This window comes from Bartonella sp. AA23NXGY (assembly GCF_042197165.1).
GTDB lineage: Bacteria > Pseudomonadota > Alphaproteobacteria > Rhizobiales > Rhizobiaceae > Bartonella.
This window is the reverse complement of sequence record NZ_JBHIRO010000010.1, coordinates 42,648-59,968: the sequence shown is the minus strand read 5'-3', so window position 1 is coordinate 59,968 and position 17,321 is coordinate 42,648. Positions and strand designations below refer to the sequence as shown.

12 protein-coding genes and 1 tRNA gene are annotated in these 17,321 nt (G+C 37.2%); 4 read left to right on the top strand and 9 right to left on the bottom strand.

Features of this window, described 5'->3' with window-relative positions; translation table 11 throughout:
• Positions 1 to 159: 159 nt before the first annotated feature.
• Complete coding sequence (locus ACFINY_RS06710) at positions 160 to 351, bottom strand: hypothetical protein (protein ID WP_375651185.1); 192 nt, start codon at positions 349 to 351, stop codon at positions 160 to 162.
• Positions 352 to 888: 537 nt separating this feature from the next.
• A tRNA-Arg gene (locus tag ACFINY_RS06705) sits at positions 889 to 965 on the bottom strand.
• 264 nt (positions 966 to 1,229) lie between these two features.
• Here ACFINY_RS06705 and ACFINY_RS06700 point away from each other — a divergent pair.
• Positions 1,230 to 2,003: an NAD kinase gene (locus tag ACFINY_RS06700; protein ID WP_375651187.1), complete on the top strand. Its 774-nt coding sequence runs from the start codon at positions 1,230 to 1,232 to the stop codon at positions 2,001 to 2,003.
• Between the two features lie 146 nt (positions 2,004 to 2,149).
• A complete protein-coding gene (locus ACFINY_RS06695) occupies positions 2,150 to 3,553 on the top strand; it encodes a DEAD/DEAH box helicase (protein WP_375612144.1) in 1,404 nt (467 codons plus the stop codon).
• Positions 3,554 to 3,612: 59 nt separating this feature from the next.
• Here ACFINY_RS06695 and gltX (ACFINY_RS06690) read toward each other — a convergent pair whose 3' ends face one another.
• The 7 genes from gltX (ACFINY_RS06690) to ACFINY_RS06660 form a co-directional block, all read right to left on the bottom strand.
• Complete coding sequence (gltX, locus tag ACFINY_RS06690; RefSeq protein WP_375700938.1) at positions 3,613 to 4,986, bottom strand: glutamate--tRNA ligase; 1,374 nt, start codon at positions 4,984 to 4,986, stop codon at positions 3,613 to 3,615.
• Positions 4,987 to 4,996: 10 nt separating this feature from the next.
• Complete coding sequence (locus tag ACFINY_RS06685; protein WP_375651191.1) at positions 4,997 to 6,658, bottom strand: NAD+ synthase; 1,662 nt, start codon at positions 6,656 to 6,658, stop codon at positions 4,997 to 4,999.
• 119 nt (positions 6,659 to 6,777) lie between these two features.
• Positions 6,778 to 8,157, bottom strand: a complete 1,380-nt coding sequence (locus ACFINY_RS06680; protein WP_375612142.1) for a class II 3-deoxy-7-phosphoheptulonate synthase — start codon at positions 8,155 to 8,157, stop codon at positions 6,778 to 6,780.
• Between the two features lie 68 nt (positions 8,158 to 8,225).
• Positions 8,226 to 9,617 carry a glutathione-disulfide reductase gene (gor, locus tag ACFINY_RS06675; protein WP_375700937.1) on the bottom strand — a complete coding sequence of 464 codons (1,392 nt, stop codon included), beginning with the start codon at positions 9,615 to 9,617 and terminating at the stop codon, positions 8,226 to 8,228.
• 203 nt (positions 9,618 to 9,820) lie between these two features.
• Entirely contained in the window at positions 9,821 to 10,390 is a 570-nt protein-coding gene (locus ACFINY_RS06670) for a DUF2059 domain-containing protein (RefSeq protein ID WP_375612140.1), read from the bottom strand.
• 106 nt (positions 10,391 to 10,496) lie between these two features.
• Positions 10,497 to 11,201, bottom strand: a complete 705-nt coding sequence (gene rpiA, locus ACFINY_RS06665; protein WP_375613478.1) for a ribose-5-phosphate isomerase RpiA — start codon at positions 11,199 to 11,201, stop codon at positions 10,497 to 10,499.
• A gap of 482 nt (positions 11,202 to 11,683) precedes the next feature.
• Positions 11,684 to 13,942, bottom strand: coding sequence for a ComEC/Rec2 family competence protein (locus ACFINY_RS06660; RefSeq protein WP_375613477.1), 2,259 nt, complete (start codon positions 13,940 to 13,942; stop codon positions 11,684 to 11,686).
• A 111-nt stretch (positions 13,943 to 14,053) separates the two neighbouring features.
• Here ACFINY_RS06660 and gltX (ACFINY_RS06655) point away from each other — a divergent pair, with 111 nt between their 5' ends.
• Both gltX (ACFINY_RS06655) and gltA read left to right on the top strand, forming a co-directional pair.
• Positions 14,054 to 15,484 carry a glutamate--tRNA ligase gene (gene gltX / locus ACFINY_RS06655; protein ID WP_375651193.1) on the top strand — a complete coding sequence of 477 codons (1,431 nt, stop codon included), beginning with the start codon at positions 14,054 to 14,056 and terminating at the stop codon, positions 15,482 to 15,484.
• Between the two features lie 261 nt (positions 15,485 to 15,745).
• Positions 15,746 to 17,041: a citrate synthase gene (gene gltA, locus ACFINY_RS06650; RefSeq protein ID WP_375612136.1), complete on the top strand. Its 1,296-nt coding sequence runs from the start codon at positions 15,746 to 15,748 to the stop codon at positions 17,039 to 17,041.
• The last annotated feature ends 280 nt before the right edge of the window (positions 17,042 to 17,321 follow it).

Genomic DNA, 17,321 nt, shown 5'->3' with positions numbered 1-17,321 from the left:
ATAATAACATATTCATTACCTAGTAGTAGAATACTAACTCCTACACCTGCATAAAGCGAAGCAATAACCCGCCCATATGGCTATGCTGTATGACTATAATAGAACCCAAAACCATCATTGCTACACTCGCAACACCAGCAGCAAAACGGATCAAAAGGACTAAGTGTTAACGCCATGAAAATAATTAAGTGCACTCATCACTATAGCTGCACAAGATAGTATGCTAGGAGCAAGAAATATAATCCCAATTCTGCCAAACGTAAAGAACATACTCCCAACTAAATAACCACCATAATTAGCGTTCAGTATATAAGAAAGTTGATTAAAAGTAAACAATCCCTCATCCAACATAACTGGCAATATTGGTGTATAGAGAAATCACCAGATACCCATATCAAAACCATATCGAATACAGCATTTTGAAACAATTCAAATCTTAACGGTTGTTTTTTCCCCCTTATTATTCCTTTAACTGGTGATATTCCTCATCCGCGTTCCATATCACCATAACAGCCTTTAACTCCAAAAATAGAATAAAAGCAAATTTAGCTATCTATTTTAATGCTCAAAACAATATATTTAGCGATCTACTATCAACATCGCCAGATCAGTTTTACAATAACATATTGAATTAATATGTATTTTTATGTTATAAATGTTTATAGTTAAATTGAAAGCATATTTAGATAACCTTGCTTTTTTATCTCGATATTCAAAATGACTAACCGAAAAATTATATACGCAGCCGTAAATTTTACTTCTCTTAAAATCATTTGCTTATTCGCTGCAAAACTTAATAAACAACTCAAATAACCATTTTCATAAAAGAGGAAATTGGCTTCTTTTTAGATAATATTGTTATTTAATATGATATAAAGTTGAAAAATTTGGTGCACCCGACAGAATTCGAATCTGTGACCTCTGCCTTCGGAGGGCAGCGCTCTATCCAGCTGAGCTACGGGTGCTTCACACTGATTATTAAAATCAGTTATGGTCTTTTAACTAATCATACCCTTAGCTTCAATGCTAAATTATCATTCTAATAAAAAAAATTACTCGTTTGTAATTTATCTAACGACGCATTCCTTTTACTTTTTAATGATACTTTACCTTGAAATAACTTCTCTTTATTCAATGCTCTTTTTATTATAAAAAGAGCATTTATTACAACTTCAAAACTCTCAAAAATAAGTTACAACATAAATTATAAGTATCAGGATAATTTTTAAATGGCTACATTACCAAGTCGCTTTCATTTTATTTCCGCAGAAACTGAGGAGGCTATCAAAGCTACCCATAAATTAATTTCCGTTTATGGTCATTCTTCTCTGGAAGAAACTGATATTGTTGTTGCAATCGGTGGTGATGGGACAATGTTACAAACCGTACGAGATATCATGAACACAGGCAAACCTATTTATGGTATGAATCAAGGTTCTGTAGGATTTCTTATGAATGAATTTCATGAAAAAAAATTGCCCAATCGTATTGCTGCCGCACATAAAAAAGAAATCCATCCCCTGCGCATGATTGCAAAATCTGAATGTCAAGATTCTATCGAGGCGCTTGCAATTAATGAAGTATCCCTTTTTCGGCAATCTTATCAAGCGGCAAAAATTCGCATCACCATTGATAACAACGTACGCATGGAACAATTAAGTTGTGATGGTGTCCTCGTTGCTACACCAGCTGGATCAACCGCCTATAATTTATCAGCACAAGGACCTATCTTACCTCTTATGGCTCCCCTTATGGCCCTCACTCCCGTTAGCCCTTTTCGCCCTCGGCGTTGGCATGGAGCTTTGCTTCCCGATACAGTAACAGTGCGCTTTGATATGCTTGAACCTAACAAACGCCCTGTAAACGCTGCTGCAGATAATATTGAAGTTAAATCTGTCCATTCAGTTACTATTTCAATGGCAACAGAAGTAACAGCTTCAATCCTTTTTGACTCAAATCATTCATGGGATGAGCGCATTTTATCAGAACAATTTCGCTATTAATGATTGTATTATGCGTTTTATATGTATATGATTGTTATAGTTAGTTTTTTTTGTGAAAACATCTTAACACTTTTAAAGAGTGTAGAATATTGGTTATAATCATCATTAGATAGCGCAGTTAAAATCACAGAGCAGTTGATAAAAAAATGATACCATCTTTAAACAGTTTTGATGATTTAGGTCTTTCCGCAAAGGTTATTAATGCGGTGAAATCAGCGGGGTATACAGCTCCGACACCTATTCAAAGTGAAACAATTCCGCATGTCCTTCAAAGAAAAGACGTTTTAGGAATCGCCCAAACGGGAACAGGTAAAACCGCCTCTTTCGTATTGCCTATGCTCACTCTCCTTGAAAAAGGTCGTGCAAGAGCACGAATGCCCCGTACACTCATCTTAGAACCAACAAGAGAAATTGCAGCTCAAGTTGAAGAAAATTTTGATAAATACGGAATAAATCATCGTTTAAATGTTGCTCTTTTGATTGGTGGAGTTTCTTTTGAACTCCAAGATCGCAAACTTGAACGGGGAGCTGATGTTCTTATAGCAACACCAGGGCGCCTTCTTGATCATTGCGAGCGCGGTAAACTGCTCCTGATGGGCGTTGAAATCCTTGTGATTGATGAAGCTGATCGCATGTTGGATATGGGCTTTATTCCTGATATTGAACGTATCTGTAAGCTAACCCCTTTTACGCGTCAAACTTTGTTCTTTTCTGCAACAATGGCGCCAGAAATTACAAAACTAACGAAACAATTTTTACATTCTCCCGTATCTGTTGAAGTTACAAAAGCTTCCTCAACAGCTACCACAATTACACAACGGCTTGTCAAATCTGGAAATAAATCATGGGATAAAAGAGCGGTTTTACGAGAGCTTATCCAAAATGAAGGTGCAGAGCTTCAAAATGCAATCATTTTCTGTAATCGAAAGAGAGATATTTCTGAACTTTTTAGATCGCTCATCAAACATAACTTTAATGTAGGGGCACTTCATGGAGATATGGACCAATATTCGCGCATGAACACCCTAGCTGATTTTAAAAATAATAAACTTACACTTCTTGTTGCTTCTGATGTTGCTGCCCGTGGACTCGATATTCCAGCTGTAAGTCATGTATTTAACTATGATGTTCCTACACATGCTGAAGACTATATCCATCGAATTGGTCGTACAGGGCGTGCAAATCGTAGCGGAAAAGCCTTTACAATCGTTACAAAAGCTGATCAAAAATATATCAATGCCATCGAGGAAATGAGTAATGAAAAAATTGAATGGCTCAATGGAGATCTCTCAACTTTAATAGCCGATGATCAAACAGAAGATATTGTTGTAAAGAAAAAATCTTCAAAACCATCAAAGAAAACTACTCCAAAAGAGACTGTTGCTCACACTAAAAAATCTGTAGAAGAGAATAAAACAGAATATATCAAAAATGCAAATAATAAGGAGAAGCCATCTGAGCAACAACGCTCACGAAAAAATAAGAATTACACACCTATTGGATTTGGTGATGATATTCCTGCTTTCATGCTTATAAAAACGTGTAAATAAACCCGTTCTCTACTCTCTTTTAGAGTGAAATGAACGAAATACTTTTAAAAAATCCGCTCTTATTTCCTAGAGAGCCTTTCCGTTACCTTTTCACGCCCTAAAAGCTGCAAAATTTTTCCCATTTCAGGTCCATGATCCATGCCCGTAAGTGCCTGACGTAATGGCATAAATAAAGCTTTTCCTTTTCGACCTGTTTTTTCTTTTAATGCTGTTGTCCAAATTTTCCAACTTTCCTCATTCAAAGCACCTTCAGGTAAGAAATCGAGTGATTGGTGCACAAAAGCACGATCCTCTAGTGCTACTGTATCAAAATTCTGTTCATCATGAATGATTTTCCACCAAAAAACAGCATCATTGACTTTATTAATATTGCTTCTTATCGCGTTCCAGAAATATTCCGCCTTATCTCCCTCAATAGAAAGTTTTTTAAGGCGCATTTTTACTTCCTCATAGGTTAACTCATGGACAAGATGACTATTCAAAGCAAGAAGATCAGCAATATCAAATTTTGCAACGGATCTTGACGTATCTTGGAGATTAAAATGCTCTAAAAGCGCAGCTTGATTGGGATAGGGATGCACATTTTGCGATGTCCCAATCAAAACGGCAAGGCATTGAACAGCTATAGATTCAAATCCTTCTTCCCGTAGAGAACGAATAGAAAGATCATTATTACGTTTTGAAAATCCTTTTCCTAAAACTGTCGCCAATAAATTGGTATGAGCAAAAACCGGTAATTCTGCATTAAGAGCTTTAAAAAGAGCAATTTGAGCGCCTGTATTTGTAATATGATCATCCCCACGAATAATATGCGTAATAGCCATATCTACATCATCAACAATAGACGGCAATGTATAAAGATAGGTTCCATCTTCACGAATAAGAACAGGATCTGAAAGAGAAGCTAAATCAATCGTCTGCTTTCCCTTTATTGCATCATTCCAGCAAACTTCTGTTCGCTTTGTGTGTAAAGGATCACTTTCAAAATTAGGAAGAAGAAAACGCCAATGGGGTTTACGACCTTGTGATTCAAAGTTTTTTCTCTCTTCTGTTGTCAACTTCAATGCTGCACGGTCATAAACAGGAGGCAATTTGCGTGAAAGCTGGATTTTACGATGCCGCTCTAATTCCTCTGTTGTCTCATAACAAGGATAAAGAAGGCCACGTTGTTTGAGAATTTCTGCCACTTCATCATATCGATTAAATCGCTTGGATTGGTAATAAATTGCATCTGGTTGAATACCAAGCCATTCAAGGTCAACAGCAATAGCATCGATATATTCTTGTTTAGAACGTTCAATATCTGTATCATCATAGCGTAAAATAAATTCTCCCTTATACGCTTGCGCATAAAGCCAGTTGAAAAGCGCAATACGGATATTGCCAATATGAATATAACCTGTTGGAGAGGGAGCAAAACGAACTTTAACCATAAAATAATACTCAATTTTTATCGCGAAAATGATTGACTATAGGATAGCGACGATCGCGTCCGAAATTTTTGTAACTGATTTTTACACCAAGCGCAGATTGACGCCTTTTATATTCGGCACCATAAAGAAGCTGTTCAACTTTCGCAACAGTTTCTCGTGAATGTCCACGTTTAACAATATCACAAATACTCATGTCATTTTCTACAAGATATTGTAATATATCATCTAAAATAGGATAAGGCGGAAGAGAATCTTCATCTTTTTGATTTTCCCGCAGCTCTGCAGAGGGTGCTTTTTCTATAATATTGGATGGAATGATCATTCCTTCTGGTCCTCTCAAATTGTGCAAGTGATTTTTATTGCGCCACTCCGCTAATGCATAAACCTGCATTTTATAAATATCTTTAAGAGGATTAAACCCGCCATTCATATCCCCATACAGTGTTGCATATCCCACAGCCATTTCTGACTTATTGCCTGTCGTTACCACCATTGAGCCGAATTTATTTGAAAGCGCCATTAAAAGTGTACCGCGTATACGACTTTGAAGATTTTCCTCTGTGACGTCAGAGGGTAACCCTGAAAAAACAGATGCCATTGTCTTTAAAAAAGCCTCAACAGGTTGTGCAATCGGTATGATTTCATAACGACATCCCAAAAGATCAGCACATTCTTTGGCATCTTTTAATGATTCTTGCGAAGTATAATGATAGGGCATCATAATGGTGCGAACCCTCTCAGCACCAAGAGCATCCACCGCCATTGCCGTACACAGGGCTGAATCAATTCCTCCTGAAAGACCAAGAATAACATCCTTAAAGCCGTTTTTATTAACGTAATCTTTCAACCCCAAAACACAAGCTTGATAATCAGCCGCTAATCCATTGAGAAGACTTTCATTAGGACCTGAAATACAGTGCCATCCCGTCGTTGTTTTTTGCCAATGGCTTAAAGCAATATGGCTATCAAAGTGTTTCATTTGAAATATCTTTTTGCCTTGTCCATTCAAGGCAAAAGACCCACCATCAAAAACGAGCTCATCTTGACCACCTACTTGATTAGCGTAGATAATTGGCACTCCAGATTGTAGAGCCTGTGTATGAACAACGTCTATACGTTTTAATGTTTTATTACGATAATAAGGAGATCCGTTAAGGACAAGAATAATTTCCGCTCCTTTATCTTTAAGCTCTGTACTAAGAGAGGAATCATTCCAAAGATCCTCACAAATGACTATTCCTAATTTAATTCCATGATAGACAATAGGCTGAGGACGTGGACCTGAAGAAAATAAACGCTTTTCATCAAATTCAGCATAATTAGGTAAATCAAACTTCAAACATTCGGCAATGACTCTCCCTTCATCAAGAACCATGACAGCGTTGTAAATATTACCATTGCGCCTTAATGGAAGACCAATGACAATTCCTGGTCCGCCTACGGTTATCTTTGCTAATTTCTCAACAGTCTCTTCACATGTTTTTGTAAAAGCAGGTTTTAGAACAAGATCTTCCGGCGGATAAGCACTTATAAAAAGTTCCGTGAATAAAACAAGATCAGCCCCCTCTTCTTTGGCCTTTTGATGCGCCATGACAGCTAAAGAAAAATTCCCCTCAATATCACCGACAATAGGATTTAATTGGGCAATTGATACCCGAAAATCATTTTTCATAAGCCTTTGTATCATTTCATCAGTTTAGCAACCACAACTTTATTCTTCATCATCGGAAACATCATTTTTTAAAATTCTTTTCTGCCATAATGACCTAAAAATATTAGGCAAATTTTTGCCTACCCCCCAGCAGCAATTGCTAACGATTCAGTCACGCGATTTTTTTTAAGGAGTTCAGCAACAAGAAAAGCCAATTCTAACGCTTGATCTGCATTTAACCGTGGATCACATTGCGTATGATAACGATCAGATAAATCGTCCACAGAAATGGCGTGCGCCCCTCCTGTACATTCAGTAACATCACGACCTGTCATCTCAATATGAATGCCTCCTGGATAAGTTCCTTCTCCACGATGCACTGCAAAAAAATTCTCTACTTCTTTTAAAACATAATCAAAAGGACGCGTCTTATAACCATTGGCAGTAATTGTATTGCCATGCATTGGATCACATGACCATATAACCGCACGCTTCTCGCGTTCAACAGCACGGATGAGTTTAGGCAGATAACTTTCAACTTTATCATAACCAAAGCGCGTAATGAGAGTAAGCCGCCCCAACTCGTTTTCAGGATTTAAAATATCAATTAATTTTAAAAGCTCATCAGGTTCAATGGAAGGACCACATTTTAATCCTATAGGATTCTTAATGCCGCGACAATATTCAACGTGAGCATGGTCAATCTGACGCGTACGGTCACCAATCCATAACATATGACCAGATGTTGCATACCAATTTCCTGAAGTTGAATCAATCCGAGTCAAAGCCTCTTCATAACCAAGCAACAGTGCTTCATGACTGGTATAAAAAGATGTTTCACGCAATGAAGAATGTGTTTTGGATGTAATCCCTATAGAACGCATAAAATCAATTGCTTCAGAAATACGCTCTGCCAATAATTCATAACGTTCTCCCTGCGGACTGTTAGAAACAAAACTCAACATCCATGTGTGAACATTTTCTAAATTAGCATAGCCACCTTGTGAAAAAGCACGCAATAGATTAAGTGTTGCCGCAGATTGGCGATAAGCCATAGACATCCGTTGCGGATCTGGAATACGAGAACCGGCTTCAAATTCAATGCCATTAATAATATCCCCACGATAAGCAGGAAATTCAACTCCCTCTTTTCTTTCAATATCAGAAGAGCGAGGCTTTGCAAATTGACCAGCAATACGACCAATTTTAACAACCGGTTTAGAACTACCAAAGGTCAAAACAATCGCCATTTGCAAAAATACACGAAAAAAATCACGAATATTATCAGCTTCATGTTCTGCAAAGCTTTCGGCACAATCACCACCTTGCAATAAAAAAGCTTGGCCTTTCGCAACGGCTGCTAATTCATTTTTTAAATCACGTGCTTCACCGGCAAAAACTAAAGGAGGATACCTTCTCAGTTTTCGCTCAACATCTTCTAACATAGACTTATCCGGATAAGTCGGAACTTGTTTAATTGGCCTTGTTCTCCAAGTGTCAGGCGCCCATTCTTTTATCATTACACTCTCTCTAAAGATTAATCTTACAGATTAGCATATCAAAAGCTTTTTACCGCAATATATGCTGTTTAACTTTCTATTTTCTTCCCATTTTCATATATATAACTTGGTTTATACATCGTTACTAATTCTTCTGCCATCGTTGGATGCACTGCCATCGTCTCATCAAAGATATCCTTCGTCAGCTTACCCTTGAGAGATATCCCTATAAGCTGAGCCATCTCACCAGCATTTTCCCCTAAAATATGAGCGCCCACAACAATACGGCTTTCACCATCAACAATGAGTTTCATAAGCATTTTCTCTGAACTACCAGAAAGAATATTACGCATAGGACGAAAAACTGTACGATAAATTTCAAGACGCTTATAACGCTTTACCGCCTCCTCTTCTGAAAGACCAACCGTTCCAATCTCTGGCTGTGAAAAAACTGCTGTTGTAATTAAATCATAATCAGGTGTTGTTGGAATATTTTCAAATGCTGTCTTAACAAAACACATTGCATCATGAATCGCAACGGGTGTTAATTGAATATGACCTGTTACATCACCAACAGCCCAAATATGGGGGATATTTGTTGTCATTTTCTCATCAACAACAACTGCACCAAATTCATTCACCTTAACACCTGCCCGCTCAAGTCTTAAACCCGTTGTATTTGGTACACGCCCCGTAGCCAACATAATCTGATCGGCTCTGATTATTTTCCCATTTGATAAAACAACTTCATAACAATTTTCTGCAGCCTGCACTTTAGAAATTGTTATGCCATAGAGAATAGAAATCCCTTTTTCAATCATTGCATCGCTGAGCAATTGCCGCAAATCATGATCAAAATTACGAAGGATTAAATCACCACGATGAAGGAGTGTTGTTTTTACACCTAATTCATGAAAAATATTAGCAAATTCAACACCAATATACCCTCCACCAACAATCACTATTGATTTTGGGAGTTGATTAAGGTCAAAAATCTCATTAGAAGTAAGGCAAAATTCACCGCCTTCTATGGACGTATTTGGTGCAAATTTTGCCCCTGTTGCAATCAAAATTTTTTCTGCACTTACCCGCTCACCCGTGGCAGAAAGCTCTAATGTGTGATCATCTATAAAAGTAGCACGACTTTCATAAATATGCACATTGTTATTTTCTAATCCCTTACGATACAACCCTTCTAACCTTGATATTTCTTTATTTTTAGCTGCAACCAACTTTTCCCAGCTAAAAATTGGATCCGCATATTCCCACCCAAAACCAACACTTTTCTTAAATTCTTTTACATATTGTGATGCATAAACATAAAGTTTTTTGGGAACGCAACCACGAATAACACAAGTGCCCCCTATACGATATTCCTCTGCTATAGCGACCCGCTTGCCAAGACCTCCAGCAAGCCGTGCTGCACGCACTCCACCAGAACCACTTCCAATAACAAATAAATCAAAGTCAAAAGAGCCCACGAATTATTCCTTCTTATACATCTGCAAGAGTAGGCTAAGATCTTTTATTATCAAATGAAAGTCTTTTTTTCTTTTGAAGAAGCCTTTTTTATAAAGCAGTATTCTAAAAAGACTTATTCTCATTAAAATATTTAAAACGGCGGGAAAACCGCCGCTATTAAAAAAATCAGAAATTGCCCATTGTTGTCATGATATCGATCAAGCTATTTTTTATTTTCTGAAGATTCTGATTTTATAGGCATATTTGTAGGCATAGTAGAATTATTCAAATTAAGTGTTTCAGACATCTCTTTTTTCACATTTTCTACAAGATCCCGCATAAGAGCAGTACGCCATATATCAAATGCTGAATAAGAATCACGTGCAATATTGGGGACTTCTGTCAAAAACTTTTTACCGGTATCAGAATTATAAAATGTTGTTATCGCATCAAGCTCTTTTTGAGTAAAATATTTTGCATATACATGAGCAATCTCTTTTTCTAGATCAGAGCGCCTTTTAATTAAAGCAAGCGCCTGCTTATCAACAATATCAGAAATAGCTGTTGCCAAATTCGGATCATCGCTAATCAGTTCATTTTTGAAATCATGGACCGCATTTGGTAAAAAGCTATCAAATTGATCCGTTGCATGAATAGCTCTGATTGCCTTTCGCGCTGAATCTAAATGTTGATCACTCACACCTTGTGCATAAGCCATGCCAACATTCACAACAAAAATAGCAATTGCACTAAAATATACGACAAAACGCTGAAAAGAAAATATTATTTTCATTTAATGATTACCCCGATCGCTAATTATAATTTTAATTCGTTATTCTACCTAAAATCTTTAAGACCCTTTTTTACTGTGCTAACATATCATCATGTAAATGCCTTTTCTAAAAATCAAACGGTTCTAAAACTTTTATTTGACCATCAGCCATAGCGACAATTGCACGTGAAGCCAACCCCAAAAAAAGGCCATGCTCAACAACACCAGGAATAGCAAGAAGTGCATCTGATAATGGTTTTGGTTGCAAAATGCAGCCCCAAAATGCATCAAGAATAAAATGGCCACCATCTGTTTCAAAAGGATTTTTTCCATTCATTCGCAATGCAATTTTTCCAGAAAGCCCTAAATCATCAGCGACTTTTTCAATGGCTCTGCATGTTGTGTGGATACCAAATGGATTAACTTCAATTGGTAGTGCAAAAGCACCAAGTCTTTTTACCACCTTTGTTTCATCCGCAATGACAAGCATTGCACGAGATGCCGACGCTACAATTTTTTCATACAACAATGCTCCCCCTCCCCCTTTAATGAGCATCATCTCAGGACCAATTTCATCTGCTCCGTCAATATCAAGATCCAGCTCAGGTATTTGTTCTAAAGTGCTAACAGGCACTCCAAACTTATGACAGAGTTGTTCAGAATATTTTGAAGTAGCAACACCAGTCACCCGCAAACCATCCGCAACACGCTCACCTAGAAGATGAATAAATTCATTGACTGTCGAACCAGATCCGATACCAAGCCGCATACCATCTTCAACAAACTCAAGCGCTTTAATAGCTGCCATTTTTTTTAACTGCTGAACATTCATGAATGACTTTGCCTTCTATCCGTATAAGCAGCATTTATCACCCCTATTACCACAGATAATAATGATAATAAAAGATAACCTCTTGACGCAATCTATTTAAATTGACCATCATCTCTTGCTTGAAGAGATGTTACTCGTTATAGAAATATATGATAAGAATAAAATAGAATAATCAACAATTATCTTTTTTATTTCTTTGAGAATATTTGTTAGCATTTTTCTCATTCAATAAGAATTTTTGATTTATTTTGTGCTATCAATAGGATGCACAAAGATGCACATATCAATTTTTTTGAAAAAATTAAAATGATCAGATATAAAAAATCATCTATTTCTAGAAAACTGTAGATTATTATCTCGTTTCAATGACGTTGATAAACTTACGAATTTAAATACCGTAAAATATTATGAGAAAAGTCTTCTGTTATTTTTTGTTTTGTCATTATCCAAATGTGAAGCAAAATATGACTGATTATATGTTTTTATGAATGCTGTCTGTGCATATTCCATGGTCTATGAAACCCTAGCGAAGACCAAATAATATCTCCACCTTTGGTCATCATAACGCTTCCTCGTGATAACAATTGTTGAGGTATAAATACTATTTTTGCCTTCTTGTAACAAGTTGGATTATGCATCACAAATGTCTGAATGAGAATATCTGCCTCTACACATTGATCTGTTTCTCTCTGTAAAACGATCACTTTTAATCCATTATCCAATAAAGATGTACATACATGATAATCACAAATAAATTGTCCGTGTAACGAAGGACCATATTTTGTTGGTTTAATCGTTTCATTCACACGAAATGACTTTTTCCATATGGATGTCGTGAACTTAGAAATATGGTAACGATCAATATATAATTTTTTATCATGAATAACGCCCACGAGGCGCATATTATCTGCTATAATCAGTTGTACAGGTGAATGCAATACACAAATAGAAACACCTGCCAAAATAAACAAACTAAAAAAGAGCCGGATGGGTGTTTTGCAAAAAGTCAGTCCAACCAAGCCTATGCTCAATAAAACTAACGCTGATAACGGCATAAAACCAGGATTCAAATCAGGAGAAATAGCCTTGATAGCATGTGCAATCTTTATTACAAGATCAACTCCAAAACCCATAATTTGAAGAGGAAGCCATTCGAATCCTCCTAACATTGCAAGAACTGCGATTAATCCAAAGGGAATGACAAAAATTGAGATGACAGGCAAAGCAAAGGCATTACTGATAATGCTCAAAGATGCCATATTAGAAAAATGATAAGCAGCATAAATTCCACTTGCACTCCCTGCAACAAAGGAAGAAGCACATGTTGAAAGAATCGATAAGAAAACAAAATTTATCACTCCCCCTCCAACATAAGAGGGAGTTGTTTTTCTTTTACGAAAAAATGATCTTCCACTCCACCAATCAAAAAAAGCGATCAAAGCAGCAGTCGCAGAAAAGGACATTTGAAAGCTAGGACCTAATATTTCATGGGGTGTCATCGCCAGAGTTATCAACCCTGCAATGGAAAAATTACGCATTGTTATAGCAGAGCGATTACACAATATAGCAACCAACATAACAGCAATCATCACAAAACTTCTTTGCGCTGATATTGCTAAGCCCGACAATAACAAATAAAAAGCTGTTATCATAAAAGCAACGATAGCAGCAAATTTTTTACTGGAATAATAGGAAGAAAAAACTGGAAAAAATGCTAAAAAACTACGGATACTCAAAAGAACTATGCCGCTTAACAACGCCATATGTAAACCTGATATTGATAAAATATGAGCTAATCCAGCTGTACGTAATGCTTCATTTGTCTCATTTGAAATACCAGCACGCTGCCCTGTTATGAGGGCAGCTGCAACACTCCCCTTTTCTCCTTCAAGGGCTATACGGATTCTTTGTGTCATCTTCGTGCGTAAATTTTCAATTTTCTGTAGAATGATAGCGAATATTCCATCAGGCTGCGAAACGGATATTTTTCTTGGTTTTCCTAAATAAACGCCTTGTGCTCCAATTCTTTTAAAATAATTATGAAAACTAAAATCGTAGCCTCCTGGACGCACCGGCCCAGAGAATGCACGAATCTTAACTTTTCCATGCAATCCATCACCAATCGCTAAGCCAGATGGCAAATATCTTGCCGATAAACGAACACGATGAAGACTATGGCGTAATACGGGATTTTCTGTATTCAAAATATCCAAAACTAAACGAAATCCTCCTTTGGCACCTGACTCAATAGAAACAATTCTTCCCGTCAATGTAGTGACAATGTCACTGCTTAGCATGGGTGTTGCAATACGCCACGTTTCTATTTTTGCCGCTAAAGCACCCAATATAATACAAAACAGAAACCCCACGGGAATCGATATTTTTCGATAAAAACGTGCTACATAGAATATTCCCAGAAAAATACTGACCAACGCCCCCAATTGTCCCCAACTTGGTTCCCACTCTAAATGAAAATAGAAAATGATTCCTAGGGCAAAAAAGACTAAAATCAGCGAAAAAAGGATACCAAAAGAAACTTCTTTATTAATACAATCTTCTAACCATTTGCGAAAAAAAATGATTACTTCTTTTAAGAGTGTCAATAAAAAAAGTTTTTGTTGATTATAGCTACTGTTCTTTGCATCATCATACCTAGAAAAAACACTCTGCCCTATCTGACATGGCTTTTTTCTTTCTGTAACAGATTTTTCGGATAAACCCTCTTTACTTTTATAAAACATCAGTCCCCCACTTTAACTCGCAATACGGCTATTGCACGCCCCATCACTTATGCTAACATGACTTTTCTATAAAATTCCATAAGTAATATCTTAGTTTAAAGGAAAATATTCGTGTCTGTTATTACTCGTTTTGCCCCTTCACCCACTGGCTTCCTTCACATTGGTGGTGCTCGTACTGCTCTTTTTAATTGGCTTTATGCAAAACATACCGGTGGAAAAATGCTTTTACGAATTGAAGATACAGACCGAGAGCGTTCAACCGAAGCAGCTGTAAAAGCCATTATAGATGGCTTGCACTGGATGGGTCTTAGTTATGATGGCGCCCCTATTTCGCAATTCGAACGAGCAGAACGTCACCGCCAAATCGCTGAACAGTTGGTCAAGAATGGCAAAGCATATTATTGTTATGCTTCACCTGAGGAGTTAGCTGAAATGCGTGAAAAAGCCCGTTCAGAAGGGCGCCCACCACGTTATGATGGACGTTGGCGTGACCGTGATAGTTCTGAAGCTCCTAAAGGTGTTAAGCCTGTTATTCGCATCAAAGCCCCTCAAGATGGAGAAACGATTGTACATGATCGTGTTCAAGGTGATGTCCGTTTTCCTAATAAAGATCTCGATGACTTCATTATTTTGCGTTCTGATGGTTCGCCTACCTATATGCATGCTGTTGTCGTTGATGATCATGATATGGGCATCACACATATTATACGTGGTGACGATCATCTTACCAACGCAGCCCGACAAACGATTATCTTTAAAGCAATGGGATGGGACATTCCTGTTATGGCCCATATTCCTCTTATCCATGGTGAAAACGGTGCAAAATTATCAAAGCGACATGGTGCGCTCGGTGTTGATGCCTACCGAACAATGGGATATCTTCCTGCTGCTTTGCGCAATTACCTTGTCCGTTTAGGTTGGAGTCATGGTGATGACGAACTGATGTCACTTAAAGATATGATTTCTTGGTTTGATATTGAGGATATTAACAAAGGTGCTGCTCGTTTTGATCTCAAAAAGCTCGATTCCATCAACGGACACTATATGCGTATGAGTAATGATCAAGAACTTTTTGATGCCGCTCTTAATATTCTACCAGAAACCGATAGGGGAGCACAAATTATTGAAAGACTTGATGAAAAACGCCGTGTTCAATTTTTAAAAGCAATCCCGCATTTGAAAGAACGTTCAAAAACACTGTGCGAACTGATTGACAATGCCTCCTTCATTTTTACGCAACGACCTTTACAACTTGATGAAAAAGCTCAAAAGCTCTTAGATAAAAATGGACGAACCATTTTAAACGATCTTTATCTTGCTCTGAAAGCGTGCCCCTCTTGGGATACAAAAACTCTAGATGAAACACTTCGCTCTTTTGTCCAAACACAGAATCTCAAATTTGGATCTATCGCCCAACCACTTCGCGCAGCTCTTACAGGATGTGCAACATCACCAGGTGTTTTGGATATTCTTATTTTATTAGGACGCAATGAATCCCTTCATCGCATCAAGGACCAACTTATCACAACAATATGCCCATGATGTGCACTGAGTATATTTCCTCAAATAAGGATCTATACAGATATCTCAACGCGCCCTAAAAGAGTTTTTTATGTTATATCATTGAAATACATTTCTTATTGAGTAATAATGATCAATAAGGAAATATTTTTAGATTGCATGTACTCACTTTTAGAGGCAATCTACCCTTAAATAAGTAAGAAAAGCTTCAGTTATACATCCCCCACTCTGATGAAGCAGAGTCTTAATTTTTAGAAGTGAAGGATCTGAAAGGAATACCGAATGTCTGAGAATAACGCATATATTATTGTGAATGATAAAAAAGTAGAGCTTCCCTTGCGTAAAGGCACGAGTGGACCTGAAGTCATTGAAATTGCTTCTCTCTATAAAAAAACCGATATTTTTACTTATGATCCTGGTTTTACTTCAACAGCTTCTTGTGAATCAAAAATTACTTATATCGATGGTGATAAAGGCATATTGCTTTATCGTGGTTATCCTATTGATCAATTGGCTGAAAAAGGAGACTTTCTCGAAAGTTGTTATCTTTTACTTTATGGTGAACTCCCAACACAGCAAGAAAAAAATGAATTTGATCGATGTATTATGCAGCATACCATGGTCCACGAACAATTTGCACGCTTCTTCCATGGCTTCCGTCGTGATTCTCATCCTATGGCCGTCATGGTTGCCTGCCTTGGCGCTATGTCTGCGTTCTATCACGACTCTATTGATATTACAGATCCTCACCAGAGAATGATTGCTTCTGTTCGTCTTATCTCAAAAGTTCCAACGCTTGCTGCTATGGCCTATAAATACAGTATTGGACAAGCATTTGTTTATCCACGTAATGATCTTAGTTATGCTGCAAATTTCCTCCATATGTGTTTTGCTGTTCCTTGTGAAGAATATAAAACAAACCCTGTGCTTGCTCGGGCGATGGATCAAATATTTACCCTTCATGCAGATCATGAACAAAATGCTTCTACATCTACGGTACGTCTTGCTGGATCCTCAGGTGCTAATCCGTTTGCCTGTATTGCAGCAGGTGTTGCATGCCTTTGGGGACCAGCACATGGTGGTGCCAATGAAGCATGCCTAAAAATGCTACAAGAAATAGGTTCTATTAAAAGAATTCCTGAATTTATTGCACGTGCAAAAGATAAAAATGATCCTTTCCGCCTTATGGGCTTTGGGCACCGTGTCTATAAAAATTATGATCCACGTGCAAAAATCATGCAAAAAACCTGTCATAAAGTTTTAAAAGAACTCAACATTCAAGATGACCCTCTTCTTGATATTGCAATAGAGCTTGAAAGAATTGCCTTAAGTGATGAATATTTTATTGAGAAAAAGCTTTATCCCAATGTTGATTTCTATTCCGGCATTACATTAAAAGCTCTAGGTTTTCCAACTGAAATGTTTACTGTCCTTTTTGCATTGGCGCGCAGTGTCGGGTGGGTGGCACAATGGAAAGAAATGATTGAAGACCCTGCACAAAAAATTGGTCGTCCTCGACAACTCTACACAGGCTATGCTATGCGTGACTATGTTCCTATAGATGAACGTGCAAATTAAAAAAAGAAATCAATAAAGCTTCAATTTACTGAAGCTTTATTGAGAGTAATCAAAAAACATCCTTTAAAAATTTTTATAAAACGTGATTTTAAAACTCTTTCTACAGAGATAACATCATCATAAAAATTTACTAAAAAATTCTAAGTTTTAGCTCTGTAAAGAAATTGAGAATACTCTTCTGCAAATTAGCCAAACATTTAGCAAAAAGAAATTGAAAATTTTACCTTATAATCCTCATTATCTTTAATGGAAATGTATTCCCTATCATTCCCCCATGTTT

Excerpts from the sequence above, each read along its gene's own strand:
- ACFINY_RS06710 (WP_375651185.1), bottom strand. The coding sequence starts at position 351 with ATGTTGGATGAGGGATTGTTTACTTTTAATCAACTTTCTTATATACTG.
- ACFINY_RS06700 (WP_375651187.1), top strand. The coding sequence starts at position 1,230 with ATGGCTACATTACCAAGTCGCTTTCATTTTATTTCCGCAGAAACTGAG.
- ACFINY_RS06695 (WP_375612144.1), top strand. The coding sequence starts at position 2,150 with ATGATACCATCTTTAAACAGTTTTGATGATTTAGGTCTTTCCGCAAAG.
- gltX (WP_375700938.1), bottom strand. The coding sequence starts at position 4,986 with ATGGTTAAAGTTCGTTTTGCTCCCTCTCCAACAGGTTATATTCATATT.
- ACFINY_RS06685 (WP_375651191.1), bottom strand. The coding sequence starts at position 6,658 with ATGAAAAATGATTTTCGGGTATCAATTGCCCAATTAAATCCTATTGTC.
- ACFINY_RS06680 (WP_375612142.1), bottom strand. The coding sequence starts at position 8,157 with ATGATAAAAGAATGGGCGCCTGACACTTGGAGAACAAGGCCAATTAAA.
- ACFINY_RS06670 (WP_375612140.1), bottom strand. The coding sequence starts at position 10,390 with ATGAAAATAATATTTTCTTTTCAGCGTTTTGTCGTATATTTTAGTGCA.
- rpiA (WP_375613478.1), bottom strand. The coding sequence starts at position 11,201 with ATGAATGTTCAGCAGTTAAAAAAAATGGCAGCTATTAAAGCGCTTGAG.
- ACFINY_RS06660 (WP_375613477.1), bottom strand. The coding sequence starts at position 13,942 with ATGTTTTATAAAAGTAAAGAGGGTTTATCCGAAAAATCTGTTACAGAA.
- gltA (WP_375612136.1), top strand. The coding sequence starts at position 15,746 with ATGTCTGAGAATAACGCATATATTATTGTGAATGATAAAAAAGTAGAG.